The 21,523-nt window shown below is 66.3% G+C and carries 20 protein-coding genes; 2 read left to right on the top strand and 18 right to left on the bottom strand.

What is annotated here, in order from left to right; translation table 11 throughout:
- The first annotated feature begins 17 nt into the window (after window positions 1-17).
- A complete protein-coding gene (locus tag AADJ02_RS07490) occupies window positions 18-761 on the top strand; it encodes a metallophosphoesterase (RefSeq protein ID WP_341212475.1) in 744 nt (247 codons plus the stop codon).
- Here AADJ02_RS07490 and AADJ02_RS07485 read toward each other — a convergent pair.
- The 17 genes from AADJ02_RS07485 to AADJ02_RS07405 all read right to left on the bottom strand — a co-directional run bounded on the left by AADJ02_RS07485 (window position 758) and on the right by AADJ02_RS07405 (window position 18,956).
- Window positions 758-1,156 (bottom strand): RidA family protein, encoded by a 399-nt coding sequence (locus AADJ02_RS07485; protein ID WP_341212365.1) that lies wholly within the window; start codon window positions 1,154-1,156, stop codon window positions 758-760. The genes AADJ02_RS07490 and AADJ02_RS07485 overlap by 4 nt on opposite strands.
- Window positions 1,146-1,601 (bottom strand): thioesterase family protein, encoded by a 456-nt coding sequence (locus tag AADJ02_RS07480; RefSeq protein ID WP_341212364.1) that lies wholly within the window; start codon window positions 1,599-1,601, stop codon window positions 1,146-1,148. The genes AADJ02_RS07485 and AADJ02_RS07480 overlap by 11 nt, the downstream gene beginning before the upstream one ends.
- A 4-nt stretch (window positions 1,602-1,605) precedes the next feature.
- Window positions 1,606-2,295 carry an ABC transporter ATP-binding protein gene (locus AADJ02_RS07475; RefSeq protein ID WP_341212363.1) on the bottom strand — a complete coding sequence of 230 codons (690 nt, stop codon included), beginning with the start codon at window positions 2,293-2,295 and terminating at the stop codon, window positions 1,606-1,608.
- Complete coding sequence (locus AADJ02_RS07470) at window positions 2,292-3,041, bottom strand: ABC transporter ATP-binding protein (RefSeq protein ID WP_341212362.1); 750 nt, start codon at window positions 3,039-3,041, stop codon at window positions 2,292-2,294. Before AADJ02_RS07470 ends, AADJ02_RS07475 begins: the two co-directional genes overlap by 4 nt.
- Window positions 3,034-4,014: a branched-chain amino acid ABC transporter permease gene (locus AADJ02_RS07465; RefSeq protein ID WP_341212474.1), complete on the bottom strand. Its 981-nt coding sequence runs from the start codon at window positions 4,012-4,014 to the stop codon at window positions 3,034-3,036. The genes AADJ02_RS07470 and AADJ02_RS07465 overlap by 8 nt, the downstream gene beginning before the upstream one ends.
- A gap of 41 nt (window positions 4,015-4,055) precedes the next feature.
- Window positions 4,056-4,976, bottom strand: a complete 921-nt coding sequence (locus tag AADJ02_RS07460) for a branched-chain amino acid ABC transporter permease (RefSeq protein WP_341212361.1) — start codon at window positions 4,974-4,976, stop codon at window positions 4,056-4,058.
- 54 nt (window positions 4,977-5,030) lie between these two features.
- On the bottom strand, window positions 5,031-6,167 hold the full coding sequence (locus AADJ02_RS07455; protein ID WP_341212360.1) for an ABC transporter substrate-binding protein: 1,137 nt from the start codon (window positions 6,165-6,167) through the stop codon (window positions 5,031-5,033).
- 35 nt (window positions 6,168-6,202) lie between these two features.
- Window positions 6,203-6,976: a tryptophan 2,3-dioxygenase gene (gene kynA, locus AADJ02_RS07450; protein ID WP_341212473.1), complete on the bottom strand. Its 774-nt coding sequence runs from the start codon at window positions 6,974-6,976 to the stop codon at window positions 6,203-6,205.
- A 14-nt stretch (window positions 6,977-6,990) separates the two neighbouring features.
- Window positions 6,991-8,613 carry an AMP-binding protein gene (locus tag AADJ02_RS07445; RefSeq protein WP_341212359.1) on the bottom strand — a complete coding sequence of 541 codons (1,623 nt, stop codon included), beginning with the start codon at window positions 8,611-8,613 and terminating at the stop codon, window positions 6,991-6,993.
- 69 nt (window positions 8,614-8,682) lie between these two features.
- A complete protein-coding gene (locus AADJ02_RS07440; RefSeq protein WP_341212358.1) occupies window positions 8,683-9,834 on the bottom strand; it encodes an acyl-CoA dehydrogenase family protein in 1,152 nt (383 codons plus the stop codon).
- Between the two features lies 1 nt (window position 9,835).
- Window positions 9,836-10,627: an enoyl-CoA hydratase family protein gene (locus AADJ02_RS07435; RefSeq protein ID WP_341212357.1), complete on the bottom strand. Its 792-nt coding sequence runs from the start codon at window positions 10,625-10,627 to the stop codon at window positions 9,836-9,838.
- The gene (locus AADJ02_RS07430; RefSeq protein ID WP_341212356.1) at window positions 10,624-11,085 is read right to left on the bottom strand and encodes a MarR family transcriptional regulator; all 462 of its coding nucleotides are present in this window, start codon (window positions 11,083-11,085) and stop codon (window positions 10,624-10,626) included. Before AADJ02_RS07430 ends, AADJ02_RS07435 begins: the two co-directional genes overlap by 4 nt.
- On the bottom strand, window positions 11,082-11,840 hold the full coding sequence (locus tag AADJ02_RS07425) for an SDR family NAD(P)-dependent oxidoreductase (protein ID WP_341212472.1): 759 nt from the start codon (window positions 11,838-11,840) through the stop codon (window positions 11,082-11,084). The genes AADJ02_RS07430 and AADJ02_RS07425 overlap by 4 nt, the downstream gene beginning before the upstream one ends.
- On the bottom strand, window positions 11,840-14,134 hold the full coding sequence (locus AADJ02_RS07420) for a bifunctional salicylyl-CoA 5-hydroxylase/oxidoreductase (RefSeq protein ID WP_341212355.1): 2,295 nt from the start codon (window positions 14,132-14,134) through the stop codon (window positions 11,840-11,842). The genes AADJ02_RS07425 and AADJ02_RS07420 overlap by 1 nt, the downstream gene beginning before the upstream one ends.
- A gap of 89 nt (window positions 14,135-14,223) precedes the next feature.
- A complete protein-coding gene (locus tag AADJ02_RS07415) occupies window positions 14,224-15,699 on the bottom strand; it encodes a SpoVR family protein (protein ID WP_341212354.1) in 1,476 nt (491 codons plus the stop codon).
- Complete coding sequence (locus AADJ02_RS07410; RefSeq protein ID WP_341212353.1) at window positions 15,692-17,008, bottom strand: YeaH/YhbH family protein; 1,317 nt, start codon at window positions 17,006-17,008, stop codon at window positions 15,692-15,694. Before AADJ02_RS07410 ends, AADJ02_RS07415 begins: the two co-directional genes overlap by 8 nt.
- Window positions 17,009-17,021: 13 nt before the next feature.
- Entirely contained in the window at window positions 17,022-18,956 is a 1,935-nt protein-coding gene (locus AADJ02_RS07405; RefSeq protein WP_341212352.1) for a PrkA family serine protein kinase, read from the bottom strand.
- A gap of 600 nt (window positions 18,957-19,556) precedes the next feature.
- Here AADJ02_RS07405 and AADJ02_RS07400 point away from each other — a divergent pair.
- Window positions 19,557-19,781: a hypothetical protein gene (locus AADJ02_RS07400; RefSeq protein ID WP_341212351.1), complete on the top strand. Its 225-nt coding sequence runs from the start codon at window positions 19,557-19,559 to the stop codon at window positions 19,779-19,781.
- Between the two features lie 355 nt (window positions 19,782-20,136).
- On the opposite strand, the gene AADJ02_RS07395 is transcribed toward AADJ02_RS07400, so the two are convergent.
- Entirely contained in the window at window positions 20,137-21,444 is a 1,308-nt protein-coding gene (locus AADJ02_RS07395) for a flagellar hook-basal body complex protein (RefSeq protein ID WP_341212350.1), read from the bottom strand.
- Window positions 21,445-21,523 lie beyond the last annotated feature (79 nt).

Raw genomic sequence — 21,523 nt, 5'->3', positions numbered from 1 at the left:
GGGTCGGGCTCATGAGCATACGCAGCTACGCCATCGGCGACATTCACGGCCATCCCGAAAAGCTCCGGATGGCGCACGACCTCATCGCCGCCGACCGCGCCCGCACGGGCGACGTGGAAAGCCCGGTGATCCATCTAGGTGACCTCACCGACCGCGGCCCCGACAGCCGGGGCGTGATCGACATTCTGATCGAGGGCATCGACGGCGGCGCGCCGTGGAGCGTCATTCTGGGCAACCACGACCGCATGTTCGCACGGTTTCTCGACGATCCGAATTGGCACGATCCCTGCCTGCGCGAGGATCTCGACTGGCTCAACCCCCGGCTCGGCGGCGACACGACGCTCGAGAGCTACGGCATCGCGCCCGTGGCCGGACGCGACCCACGGGAGGTGCACCGCGAGGCGCTGGAAGCCGTCCCGCAGGCGCATCGCGCCTTCCTCGCAGCCCTGCCGCTCCATGTCGAGCGCGGCCCGGTGCTCTATGTCCACGCGGGCATCCGTCCCGGCGTCGCCCTCGACCAGCAAACCGAGGACGACCTTGTCTGGATCCGCAAGGGCTGGCTTGAGGACACCTCCGATCACGGCCCACTCGTCGTGCATGGCCACACAGCGCTCGAGGCGCCGCGCCATTTCGGCAACCGGGTCGATCTCGACGGCGGCGCGGCCTATGGGCGGCCGCTTGCGGCGGCGGTGATCGAAGGGCGCGACGTGTTCCTGCTCACCACCGAGGGGCGTGAATTGATGCGGCCCGACCCCGACTAGCGCGGGATCGCCGCCGTCGCCTCGATCTCTAGAAGCGCCTCGTCTTCGACCAGACCGGCGACGATCACCATGGTCATCGCCGGAAAGTTGCGCCCCAGCACCCGGCGGTAGGCCGCGCCGACCTCCTTTTGCCGCGCGAGGTATTCGCGCTTGTCAATCACGAACCACGTCAGCCGGGTGATGTGCTCAGGCCCACCGCCTGCCGCCTCGACCACCGCGAGGATGTTGCGAAGCGCCTGCTCCATCTGGCCAATGAAGTCTTGGCTTTCGAATACTTGGTCAGCGGTCCAGCCGATCTGCCCGCCGACGAACAGGTGCCCCTCTGGCGTCATCACGCCGTTCGCATAGCCGCGGGCGGGCGCCCAGCCCTCGGGGTGAATGATCTCATGTCCCATGCGGGGCCTCTCCTTCGGTGTCTTGTGTCCCGCCCGTCCGGGCGATGTCCGTGTCGATGGCGCGGCGCAGCGCCTCGGGCCAGGCCACCGGCCGCCCGGTCTGCTGGCTGACATGCACCAGCGTGAAATCGGCGTGCAGCCGCGCCTCGCCCGCGCTGAAAATGTCGACCTCCAGATCGAGGCTGGAGCGCCCGACCCGCAGGGGCCGCAGCGAAAGCGCCAGTGGATCTCCGATCCGGCTCGGCGCGGTGAAGCGCACCTCGCAGCGCGCGGTCGGCACGGCGTGGCCGCCCTCGACGTGGATCTGCCCGAAGCTGCGGCCTAGACGGGCCTCGAACCAGTCCTCGATGCAGGCGTTCAGCATCTCGAAATAGCGCGGATAAAAGACGATCCCCGCCGGGTCGCAATGCTCGAACCGCACCTTGCGCGTGGTGGTGAAGATCATCGGCTCAGACCCCGAGCCAGCGCTGCGCGAGATCGCCCGTGAGGGCTGCGGGTGGCCCGTGCCAGACATCGCGCCCGCGCTCGAGCACTACGCAGTCGTCGGCCACCGACGAGAGCTCGCGCAGCGACTTGTCGACCACGAGGATCGACAGGCCGCGCGCCTTCAGCGCCCGGATCGCCACCCAGATTTCGGACCGCACCACGGGGGCCAGCCCTTCGGTCGCCTCGTCGAGGATCAAGAGTCGCGGGTTCGTCATCAGCGCGCGCCCGATCACCAGCATCTGCTGTTCGCCGCCCGAAAGCGTCTCGGCGCGCTGCCCGGCCCGCTCGGCGAGGCGCGGAAACAGCTCGCAGACGCGCTCCATGTTCCATTCGCCACGGCGCGCGGCGGCCGTCAGGTTCTCTCGCACGGTCAGACCGGCAAAGGCGCGCCGCCCCTCTGGCACAAGGCCCAGCCCGAGCTGCGCCGCCTTGTGCGACGGCAGCCGCGCGAGGTCCTGCCCGGCAAAGGCGATGCGCCCGGAGTTCGCCGCCATCATCCGCGTGATACAGGCGATGGTCGTGGTCTTGCCCATGCCGTTGCGGCCCATCAGCGCCAGTGCCTGACCCTCTCGCAAGGTGAACGACACGCCGAACAACGCCTGGCTCGCGCCGTAGGACGCGCAGAGTCCCTCGACTTCGAGAAGCGCGCTCATGCCTCCTCTCCCAGATAAACCCGCTGCACCTCGCGGTCGGCACGAATCTCGTCCGGCGTGCCGGTGGCGATGATGCGCCCGTAGACCAGCACCGAGACCCGATCCGACAACCGGAACACCGCGTCCATGTCATGCTCGACCAGCAGGATCGGCGCGCGCTGGCGCAGCCGGTCCAGAAGATCGCCAAGGGCGGTGGCCCCTTCGGTCCCCATCCCGGCCATCGGCTCGTCGAGCAGGAACAGCATGGGCTTGAGCGCCAGCGCCATGGCGATCTCCAGCTTACGCCGCTCACCATGCGCCAGTTCGGCGGCGGGCACATCGGCGCGCCCCGACAGAGCCGCCTGCGAAATGCAATCGCGCGCGGTCTTGAGGAGGCCCGCGTCCCGCATCACCGGACGAAAGAAGCGGAATGTCGCACCGGACGCGCCCTGCGCGGCCAGCATCACGTTCTGCAGCACCGTGAACTCGGGCGCGACCGAGGAGACCTGAAAGCTGCGGGCCATTCCGGCCCGCGCCCGGCCCGCCGCATCGATGCCCGCAAGTGAGCGGCCATTGAGCCGGACCTCGCCCGCGTCGGGCGAAATCTCGCCCGAGATCTGCTTGATCAGCGTCGATTTCCCCGCGCCGTTCGGCCCGATCAGAGCGTGGATCTCGCCCGCTCGTAGGTCGAGCGACACGTCGTCAGTGGCCTTGAGCGCGCCGAAGCTCTTGGAGAGGTGGTGGATGTCGAGGATCGGTTCAGCCATTGCGCTTGCCCCCCGCGAGAAAGCCGATGACGCCGCCGCGCGCGAAGAGCACGACACCGAGGAGCATCAGGCCGAAGAAGAACTGCCAATGATCGCTGACCCCGCCCAGCAGATGTTCGAGTACGATATAGAGCCCTGCGCCCGCGAGCGGCGCAAAGAGCCGCCCCGTGCCGCCGAGGATCAGGAACACCAGCAATTCGCCCGAAAGGTGCCACGACAGCATCGAGGGGCTGACGAAACGATTGAGATCGGCATAGAGCGCGCCCGCGAGCGCCGTGATCGCGCCCGAAATCACGAAGGCCACCAGCAGCACGCCGCCGGGCCTTATGCCCACCGCCATCAGCCGCTGCCGGTTCTGCCGCGCCGCCTGAAGGGCGAGACCGAAGCGCGAGCGCACCAGCATGGCGGTCACGCCCAGCACCGCGAAAAGCACGGCACAGGCCAGACCGAAGAACTGGATCGGATCGAGCGTGTTCAGGCCGGGAAAGCCGTTGCGCACATAGATCGGCAGGCCGTCCTCGCCTCCGTAAGCGGGCCATGAGATGGCGAAGTAGAAGATCATCTGCCCGAAGGCCAAGGTGATCATGATGAAATAGACGCCCGTGGTACGAAGCGAGAGCGCCCCGATCAGCAGCGCCGCCAACGCGCCCACCAGCATCGCGGTGATCCAGATGACCGGCATGGAAGTCGAGCCTTCGAACACGAAGGGCCATTCGAACATCGGCGTGTAGTTCAGGGCATGATGCGCGAGGATGCCCGAGGCGTAGCCGCCCAAGCCGAAATAGGCCGCATGGCCGAAGGACACGAGCCCGCCGAAGCCCAGCACGAGGTTCAGCCCCGCCCCCGCGATGCCCAGAATCGCCACCTTGGTCGCCAGCGTGATCAAGAAGGTCTCGCCCGTGGCCCAGGCCCCGAGGCCGAAACCCACCAGCCCCAGCGCCAAGGCCACGTTGACGATCTGCGCGCGGCCCATGCGGCCTGCCCGGCGACCGGGCGCCGTGATCTCCACCGCGCTCATGCCCGCGCTCCGAACAATCCGCCGGGCTTCACGATGAGCACCATTGCCATGAGGATGTAGATCGCCATTGAGGCCAGCGCCGCGCCCATGCTGGTGGCCGCCGAGGTCTCCATGACCAGCGCGAAGGCCGACGGCAGCAGCACCCGGCCCATCGTGTCGGTGACCCCGACCAGCAGCGCACCGATCAGCGCCCCCTTGATCGAGCCGATGCCGCCGATGACGATCACCACGAAGGCGAGGATCAGCACCGGCTCGCCCATGCCGACCTGCACCGACTGGATCGTGCCCACGAGCGCGCCCGCCATGCCCGCGAGCGCCGCGCCCAGCGCGAAGACCAGCGTGTAAAGGCGGCGAATGTCGACGCCCAGCGCCGCGATCATCTCGCGGTCAGCTTCGCCCGCGCGGACCTGCACGCCGATCCGGGTCTTGCCTATGAGCAGGAACAGACCTGCCGCGACCGCGAGCCCCGCGCCGATGATGGCGAGACGAAACAAAGAATACTGGATGCCGCCCGGCAGCGTCACGCTGCCCGAAAGCGAGGGCGGGACGTTGAGATAGAGCGGGAAGGAGCCGTAGAGCCAGCGCGTGCCTTCCGAGAAGATCAGGATCAGCGCGAAGGTCGCGAGCACCTGATCTAAGTGGTCGCGGGCGTAAAGCCTGCGGATCACCGCGACCTCGACGATCGCCCCCGCCGCCGCGGCCGCCGCGATGGAGGCCGCGAGGCCGAGCCAGAACGAGCCGGTGGCGGCGGCGACGCCCGCGCAGGCGAAGGCGCCGACCATGTAGAGCGAGCCATGCGCGAGGTTGATCAGCCCCATGACGCCAAAGACGAGCGTCAGCCCGGCGGCCATCAAGAACAGCATCAGCCCGGACTGAAGCCCGTTCAAGAGCTGTTCGATCAACAGGATCATCGACATGGGGCTGTGCCTCTCAACAGGGGTGCGGCGGGCCGGCAGGCCCGCCGCCGCGGGTCACATCTTGCACTCGTCGGCGTAGGCGTCGCCGCGATCCGTCATCGCGGTGCCGACGATGTGGTTGGTGAGCACCTCGCCCTCCTTGACCACCTCGCGCACGTAGATGTCCTGCACCGGGTGCTGGTTCGGCCCGAAGGAGAACTTGCCGCGCACGCTGTCGAACTCGGCCGCGCGGAGCGCCTCGCGGAAGGCGTCGGCGTCCGACACGTCGGCCTTGTCCATCGCCGAGAGCAGCAGCTGCGCGGTGTCGTAGCCCTGCGCCGCATAGAGCGAGGGCAGACGGTCATATTTCGCCTCGAAGGCCTCGACGAAATGCGCGTTGGCCGCGTTGTCGATGTCCTTCGACCACTGGGCGGTGTTCTTCACGCCGATGGCCGCCTCGCCGATCGCCGGGAGGATGTCCTGGCTGAACGAGAATGCGGGCCCCACGACCGGCATGTCGATGCCCGCCTCGGCCCACTGCTTCATGAAGGAGATGCCCATGCCGCCCGGCAGGAAGAAGAACAGCGCGTCGGCGCCGCTGTCGCGGATCTGGGCGATCTCGGCGGCGTAGTCGGTCTGGCCGAGCTGGGTATAGACCTCGCTCGCGACCTCGCCCTCGTAGAAACGCTTGAAGCCCGAGAGGCTGTCCTGACCTGCGGGATAGTTCGGCGCCATGATGAACATGCTGCCGAAGCCTTCGTCGGTGGCATACTGCCCCGCCGCCTCATGCAGGTTGTCGTTCTGGTAGCTGACAGAGAAGTAGTTCTCGTGGCAGCCCTTGCCTGCAAGCTGCGAGGGTGCCGCGTTGGTCGAGAGATAGAACTTGCCCTGACGCACCGCCCCCGGCACCACCGCCATGGCAAGGTTGGACCAGACGATGCCGGTCAGCACGTCGACCTCTTCGGACTGGATCATCTTGTCCGAAAGCTGCACCGCCACCTCGGGCTCGCGCTGGTCGTCCTCGATCACGACCTCCAGATCGGCGTTGCCCGCCTCTTCGACCGCCAGCATGAAGCCGTCGCGCGTGTCGATGCCGAGGCTGGCTCCGCCGCCCGAAAGCGTGGTGATCATGCCAACCTTCACCGGCTCGGCCATCACGGCCGTGCCCATCATAGACAGCGCCAGCGCGGTCGTCGTGAGATATTTCGTCATTCTCGTCTCCCTGTGGATGCCGGTCTTGGGGCCGGTCATAGATTGGTACGCAAGTGCCAGAGTTCTGGGAAGAGTTCGACCTCCAGCATCCGCTTGAGATAGCTGACGCCGCCGGTGCCGCCGGTGCCCCGCTTGAAGCCGATCACCCGCTCGACCGTGGTGACGTGGTTGAAACGCCAGCGGCGAAAGTAGTCTTCGAAATCGACGAGCTTCTCGGCCAGTTCGTAGAGCGGCCAGTGCGTTTCGGGGTCGCGGTAAACCTGCGTCCAGGCCGCCATGACCCGGTCGTCGGGATGCGCCCCGGCCTCCGGCACGTCGAAGCCGGCCCGCGCCAGACAGCCGATGGCAGTGTCGTAAAGGCTCGGCCGGGCCAGCTCGGCCTCGAGCTGCGCCACGAGATCGGGCCGGTGCGCGTGCGGCCCGAGCAGGGCGCGGTTGCGGTTGCCCACCGTGAACTCGATCAGCCGGTACTGCCAAGACTGGAAGCCCGAGGAATGCCCCAGCGCGTCGCGGTAGCGGGTGTATTCGCTGGGCGTCATGGTGCGCAAAACGTCCCATGCGGCGTTCATCTGCTCGAAGATCCGCGCCACGCGGGTCAGCATCTTGAAGGCCGGGCGCAGCCGGTCCTCGGAGAGGGCGATACGCGCCGCGTCCAATTCGTGCAGCGCGAGCCGCATCCACAGCTCGGTCACTTGATGCTGCACGATGAACAGCATCTCGTCATGCTCTTGGGTGCGCGGATGCTGCGCCGTGAGCACGGCGTCGAGGCCGAGATAATCCGTGTAGGACATCTTGTCCTCGAACCGCATGACGGGATCGTCGGTCACTTGGCCTCCTCGCGTAGGCGGAAACGCTGAATCTTCCCGCTCTCGGTCTTGGGCAGCGTGTCGCAGAACACGACGGAGCGCGGATACTTGTAAGGCGCGATCTGCGCCTTCACGTGATCCTGCAGCAGCTTTGCCGTGAGGTCCGAACGCTCGGTGCCCTCGGTCAGCACCACATGCGCCTGCACCACCTGCCCGCGCTCCGCGTCCGCGCAGCCGATCACGGCGCATTCGACCACCGCCTCATGCGACAGGAGCGCCGCCTCGACCTCGGGCGCGGCGATGTTGTAGCCCGCCGATAGGATGATGTCGTCCGACCGCGCGGCGAAGTGGAAGCGCCCGTCCTCGTCCTGCACGAAGGCGTCTCCGGTGAGGTTCCAGCCGCCATGGACATACTCGCGCTGCCGCTCGTCGGCGAGGTAGCGGCAGCCCGTGGGCCCCTTGACCGCGAGTTGTCCAACCGTGCCGCGTGGCACCTCGTTCATCTGGTCATCCACCACCTTCGCGACATAGCCGGTGACCGGACGCCCAGTGCAGCCAGGATGGCTGTCGTCGAGCCGGTTGGTGATGAAGATGTGCAAAAGCTCGGTTGCGCCGATGCCGTCGAGCATCGGCTTGCCGGTCTTTTCCATCCATTCGCGATAGACCGGCGCGGGCAGCGTCTCGCCCGCCGAGACGGCGCAGCGCAGCGACGACAGGTCCGCGCCCTCGTCCATCGCGCGCAGCATGGCGCGGTAGGCTGTGGGGGCGGTGAAGCAGACGGTGGCGCGGTACTTCTCGATGATCTCGATCATATTGGGCGGCGAGGCCGTCTCCAGAAGCGCCGCCGCCGCCCCGAAGCGCAGCGGGAACACCGCGAGCCCGCCCAGGCCGAAGGTGAAGGCCAAGGGTGGTGAGCCGACGAAGACGTCGTCCGGCGTCACGCCGAGAACCTCCCTAGCGTAGCCGTCGGCGATGATCAGCAGGTCGCGGTGGAAATGCATCGTCGCCTTCGGCACGCCGGTCGAACCGGAGGTGAAACCCAATAGCGCCACGTCGTCGCGGCCCGTCTCCACCGCCTGGAACGTCACCGGCTTGTCGAGGGCGGCGCGGTCGAGCTCGGCGTCGTGGTTGGCGGTGCCATCGAAACCCACGACCTTGGCGAGATGCGGGCTTTGCTTGGCGCAGGCCACCATCTCGTCCATCAATCGCGTGTCGCACAAGGCAAGGCTCACCTCGGCCTTGTCGACGATCTTGCACAATTCGCCCGCGCGCAGCATCGGCATGGTGTTGACCACCACCGCCCCCGCCTTGGTCGCGGCCAGCCAGCAGGCGACCATCGCCGGGTTGTTGGCCGAGCGGATCAGCACCCGGTTGCCGGGTTTCACATGGTAATCCTCGACCAGCACCCGCGCGATGCGGTTGGTCCAGTCCATCAGCTCCTTGTAGCTGCGCCGCCGCCCGTTACCGATGAGCGCCATCCGGTCGCCCATGCCCCGCTCGACCAGCCGGTCGCACAGCTCGACCCCGGCGTTGAGCCGCTCGGGGTAGTCGAAGCCATCGAGCAGCATCTCCGGCCATTGGTTGAATGGCGGCAGGTTGTCGCGCGAGAACGTATCCTCATGCGCCGTCGGTCCCAGCATCTGTCTTTCCTCCCCTGATCCGCAGCGTCGGGGCTCTCCCCTTCCCCGGCGGCGCAGCCTCTCGTCCCTCTAGCGACCGTGCGCTGCCATGGCGGCGCGGGCGATGATGATCTTCTGCACGTCGCTAGCGCCCTCGTAGATCCTGAGCGCGCGGATCTCGCGATAAAGCGTCTCGGGCACGGAGCCTCTGCGCACCCCGTCGCCGCCGTGGATCTGCACCGCCGCGTCGATGATCTTCTGCGCCTCGTCGGTCGAGAACAGCTTGGCCATCGCCGCCTCGCGGCTGACCCGCGCGGCGCCGCTGTCCTTCACCCACGCCGCGCGGTAAGTCAGCAGCGCGCCCGCGTCGATGCCAAGCGCCATCTCGGCAATGTGCCCCTGCACCATCTGCATCTCGAACAGCGGCGCGCCGAACAGCTCGCGACTCCCGGCCCGCTCGAGGCTTGCGTCCATCGCGCGCCGCGCAAAGCCGAGTGCAGCCGCCGCCACCGTGGAGCGGAACACGTCGAGCACCGACATCGCGATGCGAAAGCCCTCGCCCGGCGCGCCGATGATCGCGGCCTCAGGCAAGCGCGCGCCGTCGAAGGACAGCCCTGCCAGAGGGTGCGGTGCGATGGTGTCGAGCCGCTCGGCGATCTTCAGCCCCGGCGTGTCGGCCGGCACGATGAAGGCCGACAACCCCTTGGCGCCCGGCCCCTCCCCGGTGCGTGCGAAGACCACGTAGAGATCCGCGATGCCACCGTTCGAGATCCATGTCTTTTCGCCGTCCAGCACCCATTCGTCGCCGTCGCGCCGCGCCGTCATGGCGAGGTTGGCGACATCCGAGCCGGATTGCGGCTCGGTCAGCGCGAAGGCCGAGATCGCGGAGCCGCTGCGCACCTTCGGCAGCCATTCGGCCTTCTGCGCATCCGATCCGAACAGCGTGATCGCACCCGAACCCAGCCCCTGCATCGCGAAGGCGAAATCAGCGAGCCCGTCATGCCGCGCCAGCGTTTCGCGGATCAGGCACAGGCTGCGCACGTCGAGCTTGCCATCCTCGGAGGCCGCGTGCTCCAGCCAGCCGCCCTGCCCCAGCTTGGCCACCAGCGCGCGGCAGGCGGCGTCGGTGTCGGCGTGATCGATCCCGCCCAGTCTGCGCCCGGCCCAATGCTCCAGCGCCTCTGCCAGTTCGCGGTGCTTCTCCTCGAAGAAGGGCCAGTCGAGATAGCTGCGGTCGGCCATGTCAGTCCCCCTCGAAAACGGGTTTTTCGCGGGCCATGAAGGCGCGGTAGGCGCGGCGGAAATCCTCGGTCTGCATGCAGATCGCCTGCGCCTGCGCCTCGGCCTCTATCGCGCGCTCCAGCCCCATGTCCCACTCCTGCAAGAGCATGGTCTTGGTCATCATGTTGGCAAAACGCGGGCCGGCGGCGATGCGGGCGGCCAGCTTCATCGCCTCGGCCTCCAACTCGTGCGCGCCGACGACACGGTTGTAAAAGCCCCAGCGTTCGCCCTCATCGGCGCTCATCACCCGCCCCGTATAGAGCAGCTCCGCCGCGCGCCCCTGCCCGATGATCCGGGGCAGCATCGCGCAAGCGCCCATGTCGCAGCCCGCCAGCCCGACGCGGTTGAACAGGAAGGCGGTTTTGGCCTCGGGCGTGGCAAGCCGGATGTCCGAGGCCATGGCGAGGATCGCGCCTGCGCCAACCGCCACGCCGTCCACGGCGGCGATGATCGGCTTGCCGCAGTTCAGCATCGCCTTCACGAGATCGCCGGTCATGCGGGTGAAGCCCAAGAGTCCCTTCATGTCGAGCTCGGTCAGAGGGCCGATGATATCCTCGACATCACCGCCGGAGCTGAAGTTGCCGCCGTTGGGAGCGATGACGACGGCGTGGATCTCCTCGTCCTCGACGAGGTCACGAAACCAGTCGCGCAGCGCAGCGTAGCTCTGAAAGGTGAAGGGGTTCTTGCGCTCGGGGCGGTCGAGCCGGACCACGGCGACCGCGCCTTCGCGCTCCATCCTGAAATGCGCGCTCATCGTTTTGTCTCCAGATCGTGGGCGACATGATCAAGATCGTCCATGATCCGCGCCGCCTCGGCCTCGGGGATCGCCCCCATCAGCTCGTTCACCCATTCCTCATGCGCCGCCGCCAGCTTGTCGAAGTGGCCGCGCCCCTTGCGGGTCAGCCGCACCTCCATGGCGCGGCGGTCGCCTTCCACGGCGTGGCGTTCGGCGTGACCCTCGACTTCGAGCCGGTCGACGATGCCGGTGACGTTGCCGTTCGACACCCGCAGCCGCCGCGACAGCTCAGACATCTTGAGCCCCTCGGGGCTGCGCGCCAGCGCCGCCATCACGTCAAAGCGCGGCAAGGTGGTGCCGAATTCGGTGCGCAGCCGGTCACGCAGCGCGTTTTCCACAGCATTGGAGGTCTTCAGGAGCTTCAACCAGAGCCGCAGCCGCGTCTTGCCCATCTTCGCCTGCACTTCCATGCTCATACCTCGCCCCCCGAGACGGAAATCGCCTGACCGGTCACCGCGCTCGCCCCCTCGCCCGCCAGCCAGAGCACCGCGTCGGCGACCTCCTCGGGCTGCACGAAGCGGCCCTGCGGGTTGCCGGAGGCCAGCGCTTTTGCCGCCTCCTCGCGGGACCGTCCGGTCTTGGCCATGATGTTTTCGATGCTTTCCTCGAGCATCGGCGTTTCGGCAAAACCGGGGCAGATCGCATTGACGGTGATCTTCGTGCGGGCCAGCTCGAGCGCCACCGAACGGGTCAAACCCACCACCGCGTGCTTGGCCGCGACATATCCCGAGACGTAAGAGTACCCTTTGAGCCCGGCGGTTGAGGCGACGGCGATGAGCCGGCCTCGGCCCGCCTCGCGCATCGCCGGCAGCACCGCATGCCACAGGTTGAACACGCCATGCAGGTTGACGCGCAGCATCGCGTCGAGGTCGTCGGGCGTCATCTTGGCGAAAGGCTTGCTGTCCGCCGCGCCTGCGTTCGCGATGGCAAGGGTCACGGGGCCGCGGTCTTGCGCCGCCTGCGCCACGACGCGGCTCATCTCGGCCGCTTGTGTGACATCCCCCGTGACCCAGCCCATCGCCGCCTGCCCCTCGGCGGTCTCTCGAAGCGGCGCCTCGCGCCGTCCGGTGATCGTGACGCTCGCTCCTTCGGCGGTCAGGGCGCGAGCGATCGCCGCCCCCACCCCGGTGCCGCCGCCGGTGACCAGCGCATGGTGTCCTTGCAGTCTCATCATACCGGCCCCGCCATCTGATCGGCCCGATCGGCGAGCCGCCATGCCTGATCGCGCCCGGCGCGGTAAGGCGCGGGCCAGTCCTCGTGCCGGTCGCCGATCTGGGTGGCGGCATGCAACGTCCAATAGGGATCGGCCAGATGCGGTCTGGCGATGGCCACGAGATCGGCGCGCCCCGCCATTAAAATCGAATTCACGTGGTCCGCCTCGTAAATGTTGCCCACCGCCATGGTGGCGATGCCTGCTTCGTTGCGGATGCGATCCGAGAATGGCGTCTGAAACATGCGGCCATAGACCGGCTGCGCCTCGATGCTCGTCTGACCCGCCGAAACGTCGATCAGATCGGCCCCGGCCTCCGAGAAGGCGCGCGCGATCTCGACCGCGTCGTCGGGCGTCACGCCGTGCTCTCCGACCCAGTCGTTGGCCGAGATACGCACCGACATCGGCTTGGCCTCGGGCCACGCGGCCCGCATGGCGCGGAACACCTCGAGCGGCCAGCGCAGGCGGTTCTCGAGGCTACCGCCATATTCATCCGAGCGCGTGTTCGACACAGGCGAGATGAAGGACGACACGAGATAGCCATGCGCGGCGTGCAGCTCGATCATGTCGAAGCCCGCGCGCTCGGCCATTTCGGTGGCCGCCACGAACTGCGCCGTCACCTCCTCCATGTCGGCGCGGGTCATCTCGCGCGGCGCGGGGTTGCTGTCGGACCACGGGATCGGGCTGGCCGAGATGGTCTCCCAGTTGCCCGCTTTTAGCGGCGCATCCATCTCCTCCCAGCCAAGCTGGGTTGAGCCCTTGCGCCCCGAATGGCCGATCTGGCAGCAGATCTTCGCCTCGGTTTCCGCATGGACGAAATCGGTGATCCGGGTCCACGCCGTCTCGTGCTCGGGCGCATAGAGGCCGGGGCAGCCCGGCGTGATCCGGCCCTGCGCCGACACGCAGGTCATCTCGGTATAGACGAGCCCCGCGCCGCCCTTGGCCCGCTCGCCCAAATGCACGAGGTGCCAGTCGGTGGGCGCGCCCTCCACGGCCTTGTACTGCGCCATGGGCGAGACGACGACGCGGTTCTTCAGCGCCATGTCGCGCAGACTGTAAGGCGCGAACATCGGCGCGCGCACGGGCGCGTCCTCGGGCAACCCGGCTTGGATCTGGAACCAGCGCTCGGCCCCCTTGAGCCAATCGGGATCGCGCAGGCGCAGGTTCTCGTGGCTGATGCGTTGGCTGCGGGTGAGCAGCGAGTAGTTGAACTGCACCGGATCGAGATCGAGGTAGCGGCCCACCTCCTCGAACCACTCCATCGAGTTGCGCGCCGCCGATTGCAGACGCAGCACCTCGACGCGGCGCGCCTCCTCATAGGCCTCGAACGCGGCGGCCAGATCGGGGGCGCGGGTGATCTCCTCGGCCAGCGCGATCGCGGATTCGAGCGCGAGCTTGGTGCCACTCCCGATCGAGAAATGCGCGGTGGCGGCGGCGTCGCCCAAGAGCACGATGTTGCCCGCGTACCAACGCTGGCAGAGCACGCGAGGGAAGTTGATCCAAGCCGAGCCACGGATGTGACGCGCGTTGGTCATCAACGCGTGGCCGCCCAGATGCTCGCGGAAGATCTCCTCGCAAACAGCGATGGACTCGTCCTGGCTCATCTTGTCGAAGCCCCAGGCGCGGTAGGTCTCGGGTGCGCATTCGACGATGAAGGTCGCGGTGCCCGGCTCGAATTGATAGGCATGCGCCCAGACCCAGCCGTGTCGGGTCTTCTCGAAGATGAAGGTGAAGGCGTCGGCGAAGGTCTGGGTCGTGCCGAGCCATGTGAAATGGCAAAGCCGTCGGTCGATCTCGGGGCGGAACACCTCTTCGAACTCGGTGCGGGTGCGCGAGTTCAGCCCGTCGGCGGCCACCACGAGATCGTAGTCGGCGGCGTAATCGGACGCGGCCCCCACTTCCGTCTCGAAGCGCAGCTCGACCCCCAGCGCGCGCGCCCTTTCCTGCAAGATCAGCAACAGCCGCTTGCGCCCGATGCCGCAAAAGCCGTGGCCGGTCGAAACGATACGCGCGCCGTCCTTGACCACCGCGACGTCGTCCCAATAAGCAAAGTGGTCCCGGATCGTCGCCGCAGAGACCGGATCGTTGGCCGCTAGATTGCCCAAGGTCTCGTCCGACAGCACCACACCCCAGCCAAAGGTGTCGTCGGCGCGGTTGCGTTCGATCACCACGACCTCATGGGCCGGATTGCGCAGCTTGGCCGATATGGCGAAGTAGAGCCCGGCCGGTCCCCCTCCGATGCACGCGATCCTCATGGCCCCTCCCCGAGCTGTTGGAGCGAGGCTAGGACGCGTTCCGATTCATTTCAAGTTTAAAATATATTTGCTTGAAGCATCCAGTTTTCTCAACTTGCCGCCTCTTCGATCTCGACCCCGTAGCCCCATAGATCGCGCAGGCAGGCCAGCGTCGCCTCGCGGTCGCGTGCGTTGAGCGGCACCTCGTTGCGCAAGGTGTGGCGCAGCCGCAGCGTGCGGTCGCCTGCCAGATCGGCGTCGAGCACCTCGATGTCCGGCGCGCGGTTCGACAGGTCATAGCTGCGCGCCAGCGTGTCGCGCAGTGCGTGGTACCCGCTCGCGTCATGGATCGCCGTGACCTTCATGGTTTCCTCGGTCTCGGCGTCGCGCAGACTGAACAGCCTCAGGTCGCGCATCACCTTGGGGCTCAGGAACTGCTGGATGAAGCTTTCGTCGCGGTAGTTGGCCCAAGCGTCCTTCAGCACGCCGCGCCAGTCGCGCGCCCCGGCGATGGCGGGAAACCAGTCGCGATCCTCTTGCGTGGGGGCCTCGCAGATGCGCTGCACGTCGCGCATCATCGCAAAGCCCAGCGCGTAGGGGTTGATGCCCGAATAGCCCGGGTGGTCGTAGCCGGGCTGGAACAGCACGCTGGAATGGCTGTGCAGGATCTCGAGCATCGCGCCGTCGCCGATCCGGCCCTGTTCGTGCAGCTTGTTCAGGATGTAAAAATGCACGAAACAGGCGCAGCCTTCGTTCATCACCTGCGTCTGGCGCTGCGGATAGAAATACTGCGCGAGGTTGCGCACGATGCGCAGAACCTGCCGCTGCCAAGGTTCGAGTATCGGGCTGTGGCGTTCTAGAAAGTAGATCAGGTTTTCTTCCGGCAGGCCCAGCGCGCGGCGCCGCGCCACGGCCTCGCTCTCGTGATCCTGCGGTCGCTGCTCGGCCTCGATCCGGCTCCAGAGGTAATGCGCGGCGCGCTCGTCGTCCTCGATGCGCTTTTCGGCACGCTCGGCCTCGGCGCGCAGCGACGGTTGCGCCGGGCGGCGGTGGCGAAACACGCTCGCGCTCATCAGCGCATGCGCCGCATCGAGCGTGTGCTCGACCTGCCCCGGCCCGTGGCGTTCTTCGCACTGGCTCAGGAAATTGCGGGCGTAGTCGAGGTAGTCGAGGATGCCGCGCGGATCGGTCCATTGCCGAAACAGGTGGTTGGATTTGAAGAAATGATTGTGGCCAAAGGCGGCGTGGGCGATCACCAGCGCCTGCATCGGCATGGTGTTCTCTTCGAGGCAGTAACAGATGCAGGGGTCGGAGTTTATGACGATCTCATAGGCCAGGCCCTGGGCGCCCTTGGAGTAGAGCCGCTCGTGGTGGATGAACTGCTTGCCGAAGGACCAGTGGCGATACATCAACGGCATGCCGGTCGAGGAATAGGCGTCGAGCATCTGTTCGGTCGAGATGATTTCGATCTGGTTGGGATAGACGTCGAGCCCGAGATCCTCGCGCGCGATCTGCTCGATCGCCTCGGTGGTGCGGCGCAGCGTGTCAAAGTTCCAATCCGGTCCGTCGAACAGTAGCTCAGCCATGGGCGGCCTCCGATCGACGCGCGAAGAGATCGCGAAACACGGGGTAGATATCGGCCGCGCCCGCGACGCGCCGCATCGCGAAGTTGGGCCAGCGATCGGCCACCTCGCGGTAGGCCATCCAAAGCTCGGTGCCCCGCGCCGCATCGCGCAGGATGCGTGCCTCGGCCTCGCCGATGATCTCGACATAGGCAAAGTGTTGGCAGATCTTCAAAAGCTCACTTTCGAGCCAGATTTGGCAATCGCGGCTATCGCCTTGGTAGTTGTCGCCATCGGAGGCTTGGGCGGCATAGATGTTCCACTCCGACGCCGGGTAGCGCTCGGACTGTACGCGGTGCATCTCCGCCAGCGCGGTCGAAACCATGGTGCCGCCGCTTTCGCGCGAATGAAAGAAGGTCTGTTCATCGACCTCGGCGGCAAGATGCGTGTGACGGATGAACACGAGGTCCACCGTGTCGTAGCGCCGTGTCAGAAACAGGTGCAGCAGCACGAAGAACCGCTTCGCGAGGTCCTTCTCGCGCGCGCCCATGGAAGCCGACACATCCATCAGACAGAACATGACGGCCTGCGCACGTGGCTCGGGCTGCGGCTCGAAATGGCTGTAGCGCAGATCCAGCGGGTCGAGATAGGGCACGCGCTTGCGATGCGCGGTCGCGGCCTCGATCTCGGCTTGAAGCCGGATGATCTCGGCGCGCTGGACCGCGTCGGGCTCGAACACCGCCTCGAGCGCGAAGAGCCTTTCGCGCAACTCGTCGAGCACCGCGTCGGAGGGGCGGCGCAGCGCGATGCGGCGGCCCATGGCACGGCGCATGGTGCGCCCGACGTTGAGATTGGCGGGCGAGCCTGTGACCGACAGCCCGGCGCGCCGCGGCCGCGCGACCGAGCTTCCCGTAAGGCTGCGTTTGATCAGATCGGGCAGTTCGAGATCCTCAAAGAAGATGTCGAGAAACTCGTCGCGCGACAGGGCAAAGACGAAATCATCCTCACCCTCGCCATCCGGCGCCCCCTTTCGCCCTGCCCCGCCACCGCCCGGCGGCGGGCGCTCGATCTCGTCGCCCGCGCGAAAGTTGCGGTTGCCGGGCAGCACACCCTCGCGCACACCCCCTTTGGAAGCATGGCGGAACGAAGGCTCCGACAGGCTGTCGCGCGGCACGGTGACCTCGGTTCCCGCCTCCATGTCGGTGATGCCGCGCTGGCGCACGCTGGCGTCCACCGCCTCTCGGACATGCGCCTTGATGCGGCCGATGAAGCGGCGGCGGTTGCCGGTGCTGCGGCCCTTGGGGTTGAGACGACGGTCGATGAAATGGGTCATGACCGTCCGCCCCCTAGCCCGACTTGTTCACCCGCATGTACCACTCCACCAGCCTCCTGACCTGACGCGGCGTATAGCCCCGCTCGCCCATCCGCTCGACGAACTCCGCGTGCTTGGCGTCGGTGTCCTTGTCGCGCTTGGCGCCAAAGCTCACCACGGGGAGCAGATCCTCCACACGGGAGAACATCCGCTTCTCGATCACCCGGCGCAGTTTCTCGTAGCCACGCCAGTCGGGGTTGCGCCCCTCGTTTTCGGCGCGGGCGCGCAGCACGAACTTCACCACCTCGTTGCGGAAGTCCTTGGGGTTCGACACGCCGGCGGGCTTTTCGATCTTGGCGAGCTCGGCCTCGAGCACGTCGCGGTCGAACATCTGCCCGGTGTCGGGATCCTTGTAATCCTGATCCTCGATCCAGGCGTCGGCATAGGCGATGTAGCGATCGAACAGGTTCTGACCGTAGTCGGAGTAGCTTTCGAGATAGGCCTTCTGGATCTCCTCGCCGATGAATTCGGCATAACGCGGCGCCAGATCGCTCTTGAGAAAGTCGAGGTAGCGCGCCTCGGTCTCCTCAGCGAACTGCTCGCGCCGCACCGCCTGTTCGAGCACATACATCAGGTGTACCGGATCGGCGCCGACCTCGTCGACGTCATGGTTGATCGTCTCGGCCAGCACCTTGAAGGCAAATCGGGTCGATACGCCGGTCATGCCCTCGTCGCCGCCCGCCGCGTCGCGGTATTCCTGCAAACTGCGGGCCTTGGGGTCGGTGTGCTTGAGCGTTTCGCCATCATAGGTGCGCAGCTTGGAATAGAGCGTCGAGTTCTCGTGATCCTGAAGCCGCGTGAGCACCGAGAACCGGGCGAGGATGGGCAGCGTCTCGGGCGCGCAGGGCGCCTGCCCGAGCGAGCTCTCGCGCAAAAGCTTGTCGTAGATCCGCGCCTCTTCGGTGGCGCGCAGGCAATAGGGGATCTTCACCACCGAGATCCGGTCGAGGAAGGCCTCGTTGTTGCGGTTGCCCTTGAACTGGCGCCACTCGGCCTCGTTCGAGTGGGCGATGATCAGACCCTGATAGGGCATCGCGCCGATGTTCTCGGTGCCGGTGTAGCTGCCCTCCTGCGTCGCGGTCAAAAGCGGGTGCAGCACCTTGATCGGCGCCTTGAACATCTCGACGAATTCCAAAAGCCCCTGCGTGGTGCGGTTAAGCCCGCCCGAATAGCTGTAGGCGTCGGGATCGTCCTGCCCCATGTGTTCGAGCTTGCGGATGTCGAGCTTGCCGACCAGCGCCGAGACGTCCTGGTTGTTCTCATCGCCCGGCTCGGTCTTGGTGATGCCGATCTGACGCAGCCGCGAGGGCTGCATGCGCACCACCGAGAACTTGGAGATGTCGCCGCCGAACTCCTCGAGCCGCTTCACCGCCCATGGGCTGATCAGCCCGGTGAGCAGGCGACGCGGGATGTTGTACTTGTCCTCCAGCAGCTCGCCGAATCGCTCGCGGTCGAACAGGCCCAAGGGACTCTCGTAGACCGGGCTGATCTGATCGCCTGCCTTGAGGACGTGGATCGGCTCCTTCTCCATCAGCGCCTTGAGGATTTCGGCGATGGTCGATTTGCCGCCGCCCACGGGGCCGAGAAGGTAGAGGATCTGCTTGCGTTCCTCGAGCCCCTGGCTCGCATGGCGGAAGAACCCGACGATCCGCTCGACCACCTCCTCGTTGCCATAGAGGCTCTCGAAGGCGCGGTAGATCTTTACGGTGCGGTTGAAGAAGATCCGACCCAACCGCTGGTCGTGGCTGGTGTCGACCAGTTCCGGCTCGCCTATGGCGCGCATCATCCGCTCTGCGGCTGTCGCGCGCACCAAGGGATCCTCGCGACATCGCAACAGGTATTCCTGCAGCGTCAGCTCCTCGATGCGGGAGCTCGCATAACTTTCGGCGTAGCGGGTAAAGACATCCATTGGCCCATTCTCTCGTCGGTTGGCGCGCCCCAAGCGCACGGTCACCGTCCCATCAGGCGAATCTTTTTCTTTCCATCATATTATGTGGTGACGCCATTCTGGCAAATCACGGAGATTTACGGTGCGTCACGGATCATGTTTCAGAGAGCGTGAGGTGATCTGCACGAATTGTCCCGCGCGGCATGGTGTGTGACCGGCGGCGCGCGCCTCATGGCGCGCGGTGTCGACACGTCCTGCGTGAGCGGGTCGTGAAATGTAAGGCTGCGGTCGAAGAGCTTGCGCGCCTTGCCAATGACCCATGGGCGCGGCGTCGATGGGATCAGGCAAGCGGGCGAAATCCAAGCGCCCGATGCATGCGACCGCAGATGAATCATCGGCAGGGTCGATGCGTTTTTCGCCAGCACACCCGGTCGAACAGCGGCCCGCCCGCAGCCGCCGCCCTATGGCAAAAACACCAATCCTGCTTGGGACGTGACGTCCGTTCCCGCCAGAACGTTACGTCCCGAAAGACGGCCACATTCCTGCCCTACGGATTAATAATCCAAGTTGAGTAAATCTCCATCAGGTCGAGTAAAAACCCAACCAAAAAGGAACCCCGCCGTGTTCACCACCCCCACTCGCCCCATCGCTCTGACCCTCGCCATCGCCCTGTGCGCCGGCCTGTTTGGCGAGTTTGCCTTCACGCGTGACGCCGATGCCGACACGACGATCACGGCGTCCGATTTCAAGACCGTCGAGATGGTCATCGACGGGGAAATCTACGAGGTGAAGGTGCGTCAGGACGCGCCCAAGCTGATCGTTGACGCCGGTGTGTTCTTTTATTGAGCAGCGCGCAGCTGAGGCGAGTTTTTCGAAGCTGATGTCGGCCTTGGCCGCCTTCCCCTTGCACAGGAAAGCGGCCAAGGCGGATCGAGACGGCGTTAGCGCCGGTCAGACCGTCCGATCGACATCCGCTCCTTAGCGAGCGGCTCTTGGCCGTCAGTCCCCGATCTCCTGGTGTCGTTCCGAGAGCCTTGCGGCCCGGCGACGCTTTCGCCGGTTACCGAGGACCGGGCGTCAAATGCGGTCTTGTCACAAAGCGCCTCGATCAGACGCGCCGCGCTGATCCGCTCGATACGGATCTCCGGTGGCCTGTCATCATTCGCGCTCTTGCTGGTCCGCACCACCTTACGGGGCCCCGTCATCGCTTCAGGTTCGTCGTTTCTTGAAGCATCTCGTCGACCGTAGTGACGATCTTGGCGTTCGAGGAATAGGCCCGCTGGGTCCTGATCAGATCGGTCAGCTCCTGCGCCACCTCGACGTTGGAGCTTTCCAGCGCCCCCGCCGTCAACGTTCCCGCCGAGCCCTGCCCGGCCTGGTTCAGGCTGAACTTGCCCGATTGGCGCGACAGCGCGTAGGCGTTGCCATCGGCGGCCAACAGGCCGTCGGGGTTGGCCACTTCGGCCAGCGGGATGTTGTAGAGCGGCTTGCGGCTGCCGTTGTTGAACACGCCGTAGACGTCGCCGCGCTCGTCGATCTCGGTGCGCACCAGCACGCCGCTCTCGGCCCCGTCGGCACCGATCTTGAGCGCCGAGTAGTCGCCCGCGAACTGGGTCATGCCGGTGTGGGTGTCGGGCGCGCCGATCGAGACCTCGATGGTCTGCGGCACGGTGCCGTTGTCGATCGTCAGCGTCGCGGTGCCGGTGGCTGCGTTGAACGCAAAGCCCGCGGGCGCGGTCGCGGTCGAGGTGGCGGCGGAATAGGCGCGCGGCGCCCCGGCGAGCGGGCCGCTGTCGTGGAAATCAACCGTCACATCGCCGTACTGCGCCCCGTCCGATCCGGACATCGATAGCACCCAGCGGCTGGAGACGTCGGTGGGCTGCCAGGACAGCTGCATCCGCTCGGCCTCGCCCAAAGGCGAATAATACTCAGCCGAACTCATGAAGGGCTCGCCCGGTGTGGCCAGCCCGGTCTGCTGGGCGGGGATGTTGCCGCTCACGGTCATGTTGCCGGTGGGCGATCCGGTCTGCGACAGGCTGCCCAGGTTGACGGTCTGAAGATCGCCGAACTGGTTGCGGTCGATCACCCCGAGCGAGGCGGTCTGATCATAGGGGAAACCCGAGAGATAATAGCCTGCCGCGTTGCGCAGATCACCGTTCTCGTCCGGCAAGAACGAGCCCGCCCGGGTCAGGAAGAAGTTGGCCTCGTTGGTCTCATTGGGCTGCTTGCTCACCACGAAGAAGCCGGCACCGCCGATCGCGAGGTCGGTCGAGCTGTTGGTGGCGCGCACCGCCCCTTCGGTCGAGACATCCGCCCCCTGCGCCGCCCGTACGCCCGAGGGCGAGACGCCGGCAGAATTGCTCAGCGTGCTCGTCGTCACCATCTGCACGAAGCTGCGCCGATAGCCGTCGGTATTGGCGTTGGCGATGTTCTCCGAAATCCGGCCGACAGCGGTCGAATTGGCCCGAAGACCGCTGACGCCGGTCTGCATGGCATAGGAAATGCTCATTGTCTTGCCCTTCTGGAGGTCAGTGGTCTGACTCTTCGACGATGGAACTAGGTCGCCGAGGTGAGTGGGTCAAAGCCGC

Origin of the sequence: uncultured Limimaricola sp., assembly GCF_964022235.1 — a bacterium.
In the GTDB taxonomy this organism is placed as follows: Bacteria; Pseudomonadota; Alphaproteobacteria; order Rhodobacterales; family Rhodobacteraceae; genus Limimaricola.
Note: the sequence above shows the minus strand (reverse complement) of the source record. Positions and strands in the feature narration are given on the sequence as shown.

Coding starts and splice junctions, on each gene's coding strand:
- AADJ02_RS07485 (WP_341212365.1), bottom strand. CDS start 1,156: ATGGGACATGAGATCATTCACCCCGAGGGCTGGGCGCCCGCCCGCGGC.
- AADJ02_RS07480 (WP_341212364.1), bottom strand. CDS start 1,601: ATGATCTTCACCACCACGCGCAAGGTGCGGTTCGAGCATTGCGACCCG.
- AADJ02_RS07475 (WP_341212363.1), bottom strand. CDS start 2,295: ATGAGCGCGCTTCTCGAAGTCGAGGGACTCTGCGCGTCCTACGGCGCG.
- AADJ02_RS07470 (WP_341212362.1), bottom strand. CDS start 3,041: ATGGCTGAACCGATCCTCGACATCCACCACCTCTCCAAGAGCTTCGGC.
- AADJ02_RS07465 (WP_341212474.1), bottom strand. CDS start 4,014: ATGGGCCGCGCGCAGATCGTCAACGTGGCCTTGGCGCTGGGGCTGGTG.
- AADJ02_RS07460 (WP_341212361.1), bottom strand. CDS start 4,976: ATGTCGATGATCCTGTTGATCGAACAGCTCTTGAACGGGCTTCAGTCC.
- AADJ02_RS07455 (WP_341212360.1), bottom strand. CDS start 6,167: ATGACGAAATATCTCACGACGACCGCGCTGGCGCTGTCTATGATGGGC.
- kynA (WP_341212473.1), bottom strand. CDS start 6,976: ATGCGGTTCGAGGACAAGATGTCCTACACGGATTATCTCGGCCTCGAC.
- AADJ02_RS07445 (WP_341212359.1), bottom strand. CDS start 8,613: ATGCTGGGACCGACGGCGCATGAGGATACGTTCTCGCGCGACAACCTG.
- AADJ02_RS07440 (WP_341212358.1), bottom strand. CDS start 9,834: ATGGCCGACCGCAGCTATCTCGACTGGCCCTTCTTCGAGGAGAAGCAC.
- AADJ02_RS07435 (WP_341212357.1), bottom strand. CDS start 10,627: ATGAGCGCGCATTTCAGGATGGAGCGCGAAGGCGCGGTCGCCGTGGTC.
- AADJ02_RS07430 (WP_341212356.1), bottom strand. CDS start 11,085: ATGAGCATGGAAGTGCAGGCGAAGATGGGCAAGACGCGGCTGCGGCTC.
- AADJ02_RS07425 (WP_341212472.1), bottom strand. CDS start 11,840: ATGAGACTGCAAGGACACCATGCGCTGGTCACCGGCGGCGGCACCGGG.
- AADJ02_RS07420 (WP_341212355.1), bottom strand. CDS start 14,134: ATGAGGATCGCGTGCATCGGAGGGGGACCGGCCGGGCTCTACTTCGCC.
- AADJ02_RS07415 (WP_341212354.1), bottom strand. CDS start 15,699: ATGGCTGAGCTACTGTTCGACGGACCGGATTGGAACTTTGACACGCTG.
- AADJ02_RS07410 (WP_341212353.1), bottom strand. CDS start 17,008: ATGACCCATTTCATCGACCGTCGTCTCAACCCCAAGGGCCGCAGCACC.
- AADJ02_RS07405 (WP_341212352.1), bottom strand. CDS start 18,956: ATGGATGTCTTTACCCGCTACGCCGAAAGTTATGCGAGCTCCCGCATC.
- AADJ02_RS07395 (WP_341212350.1), bottom strand. CDS start 21,444: ATGAGCATTTCCTATGCCATGCAGACCGGCGTCAGCGGTCTTCGGGCC.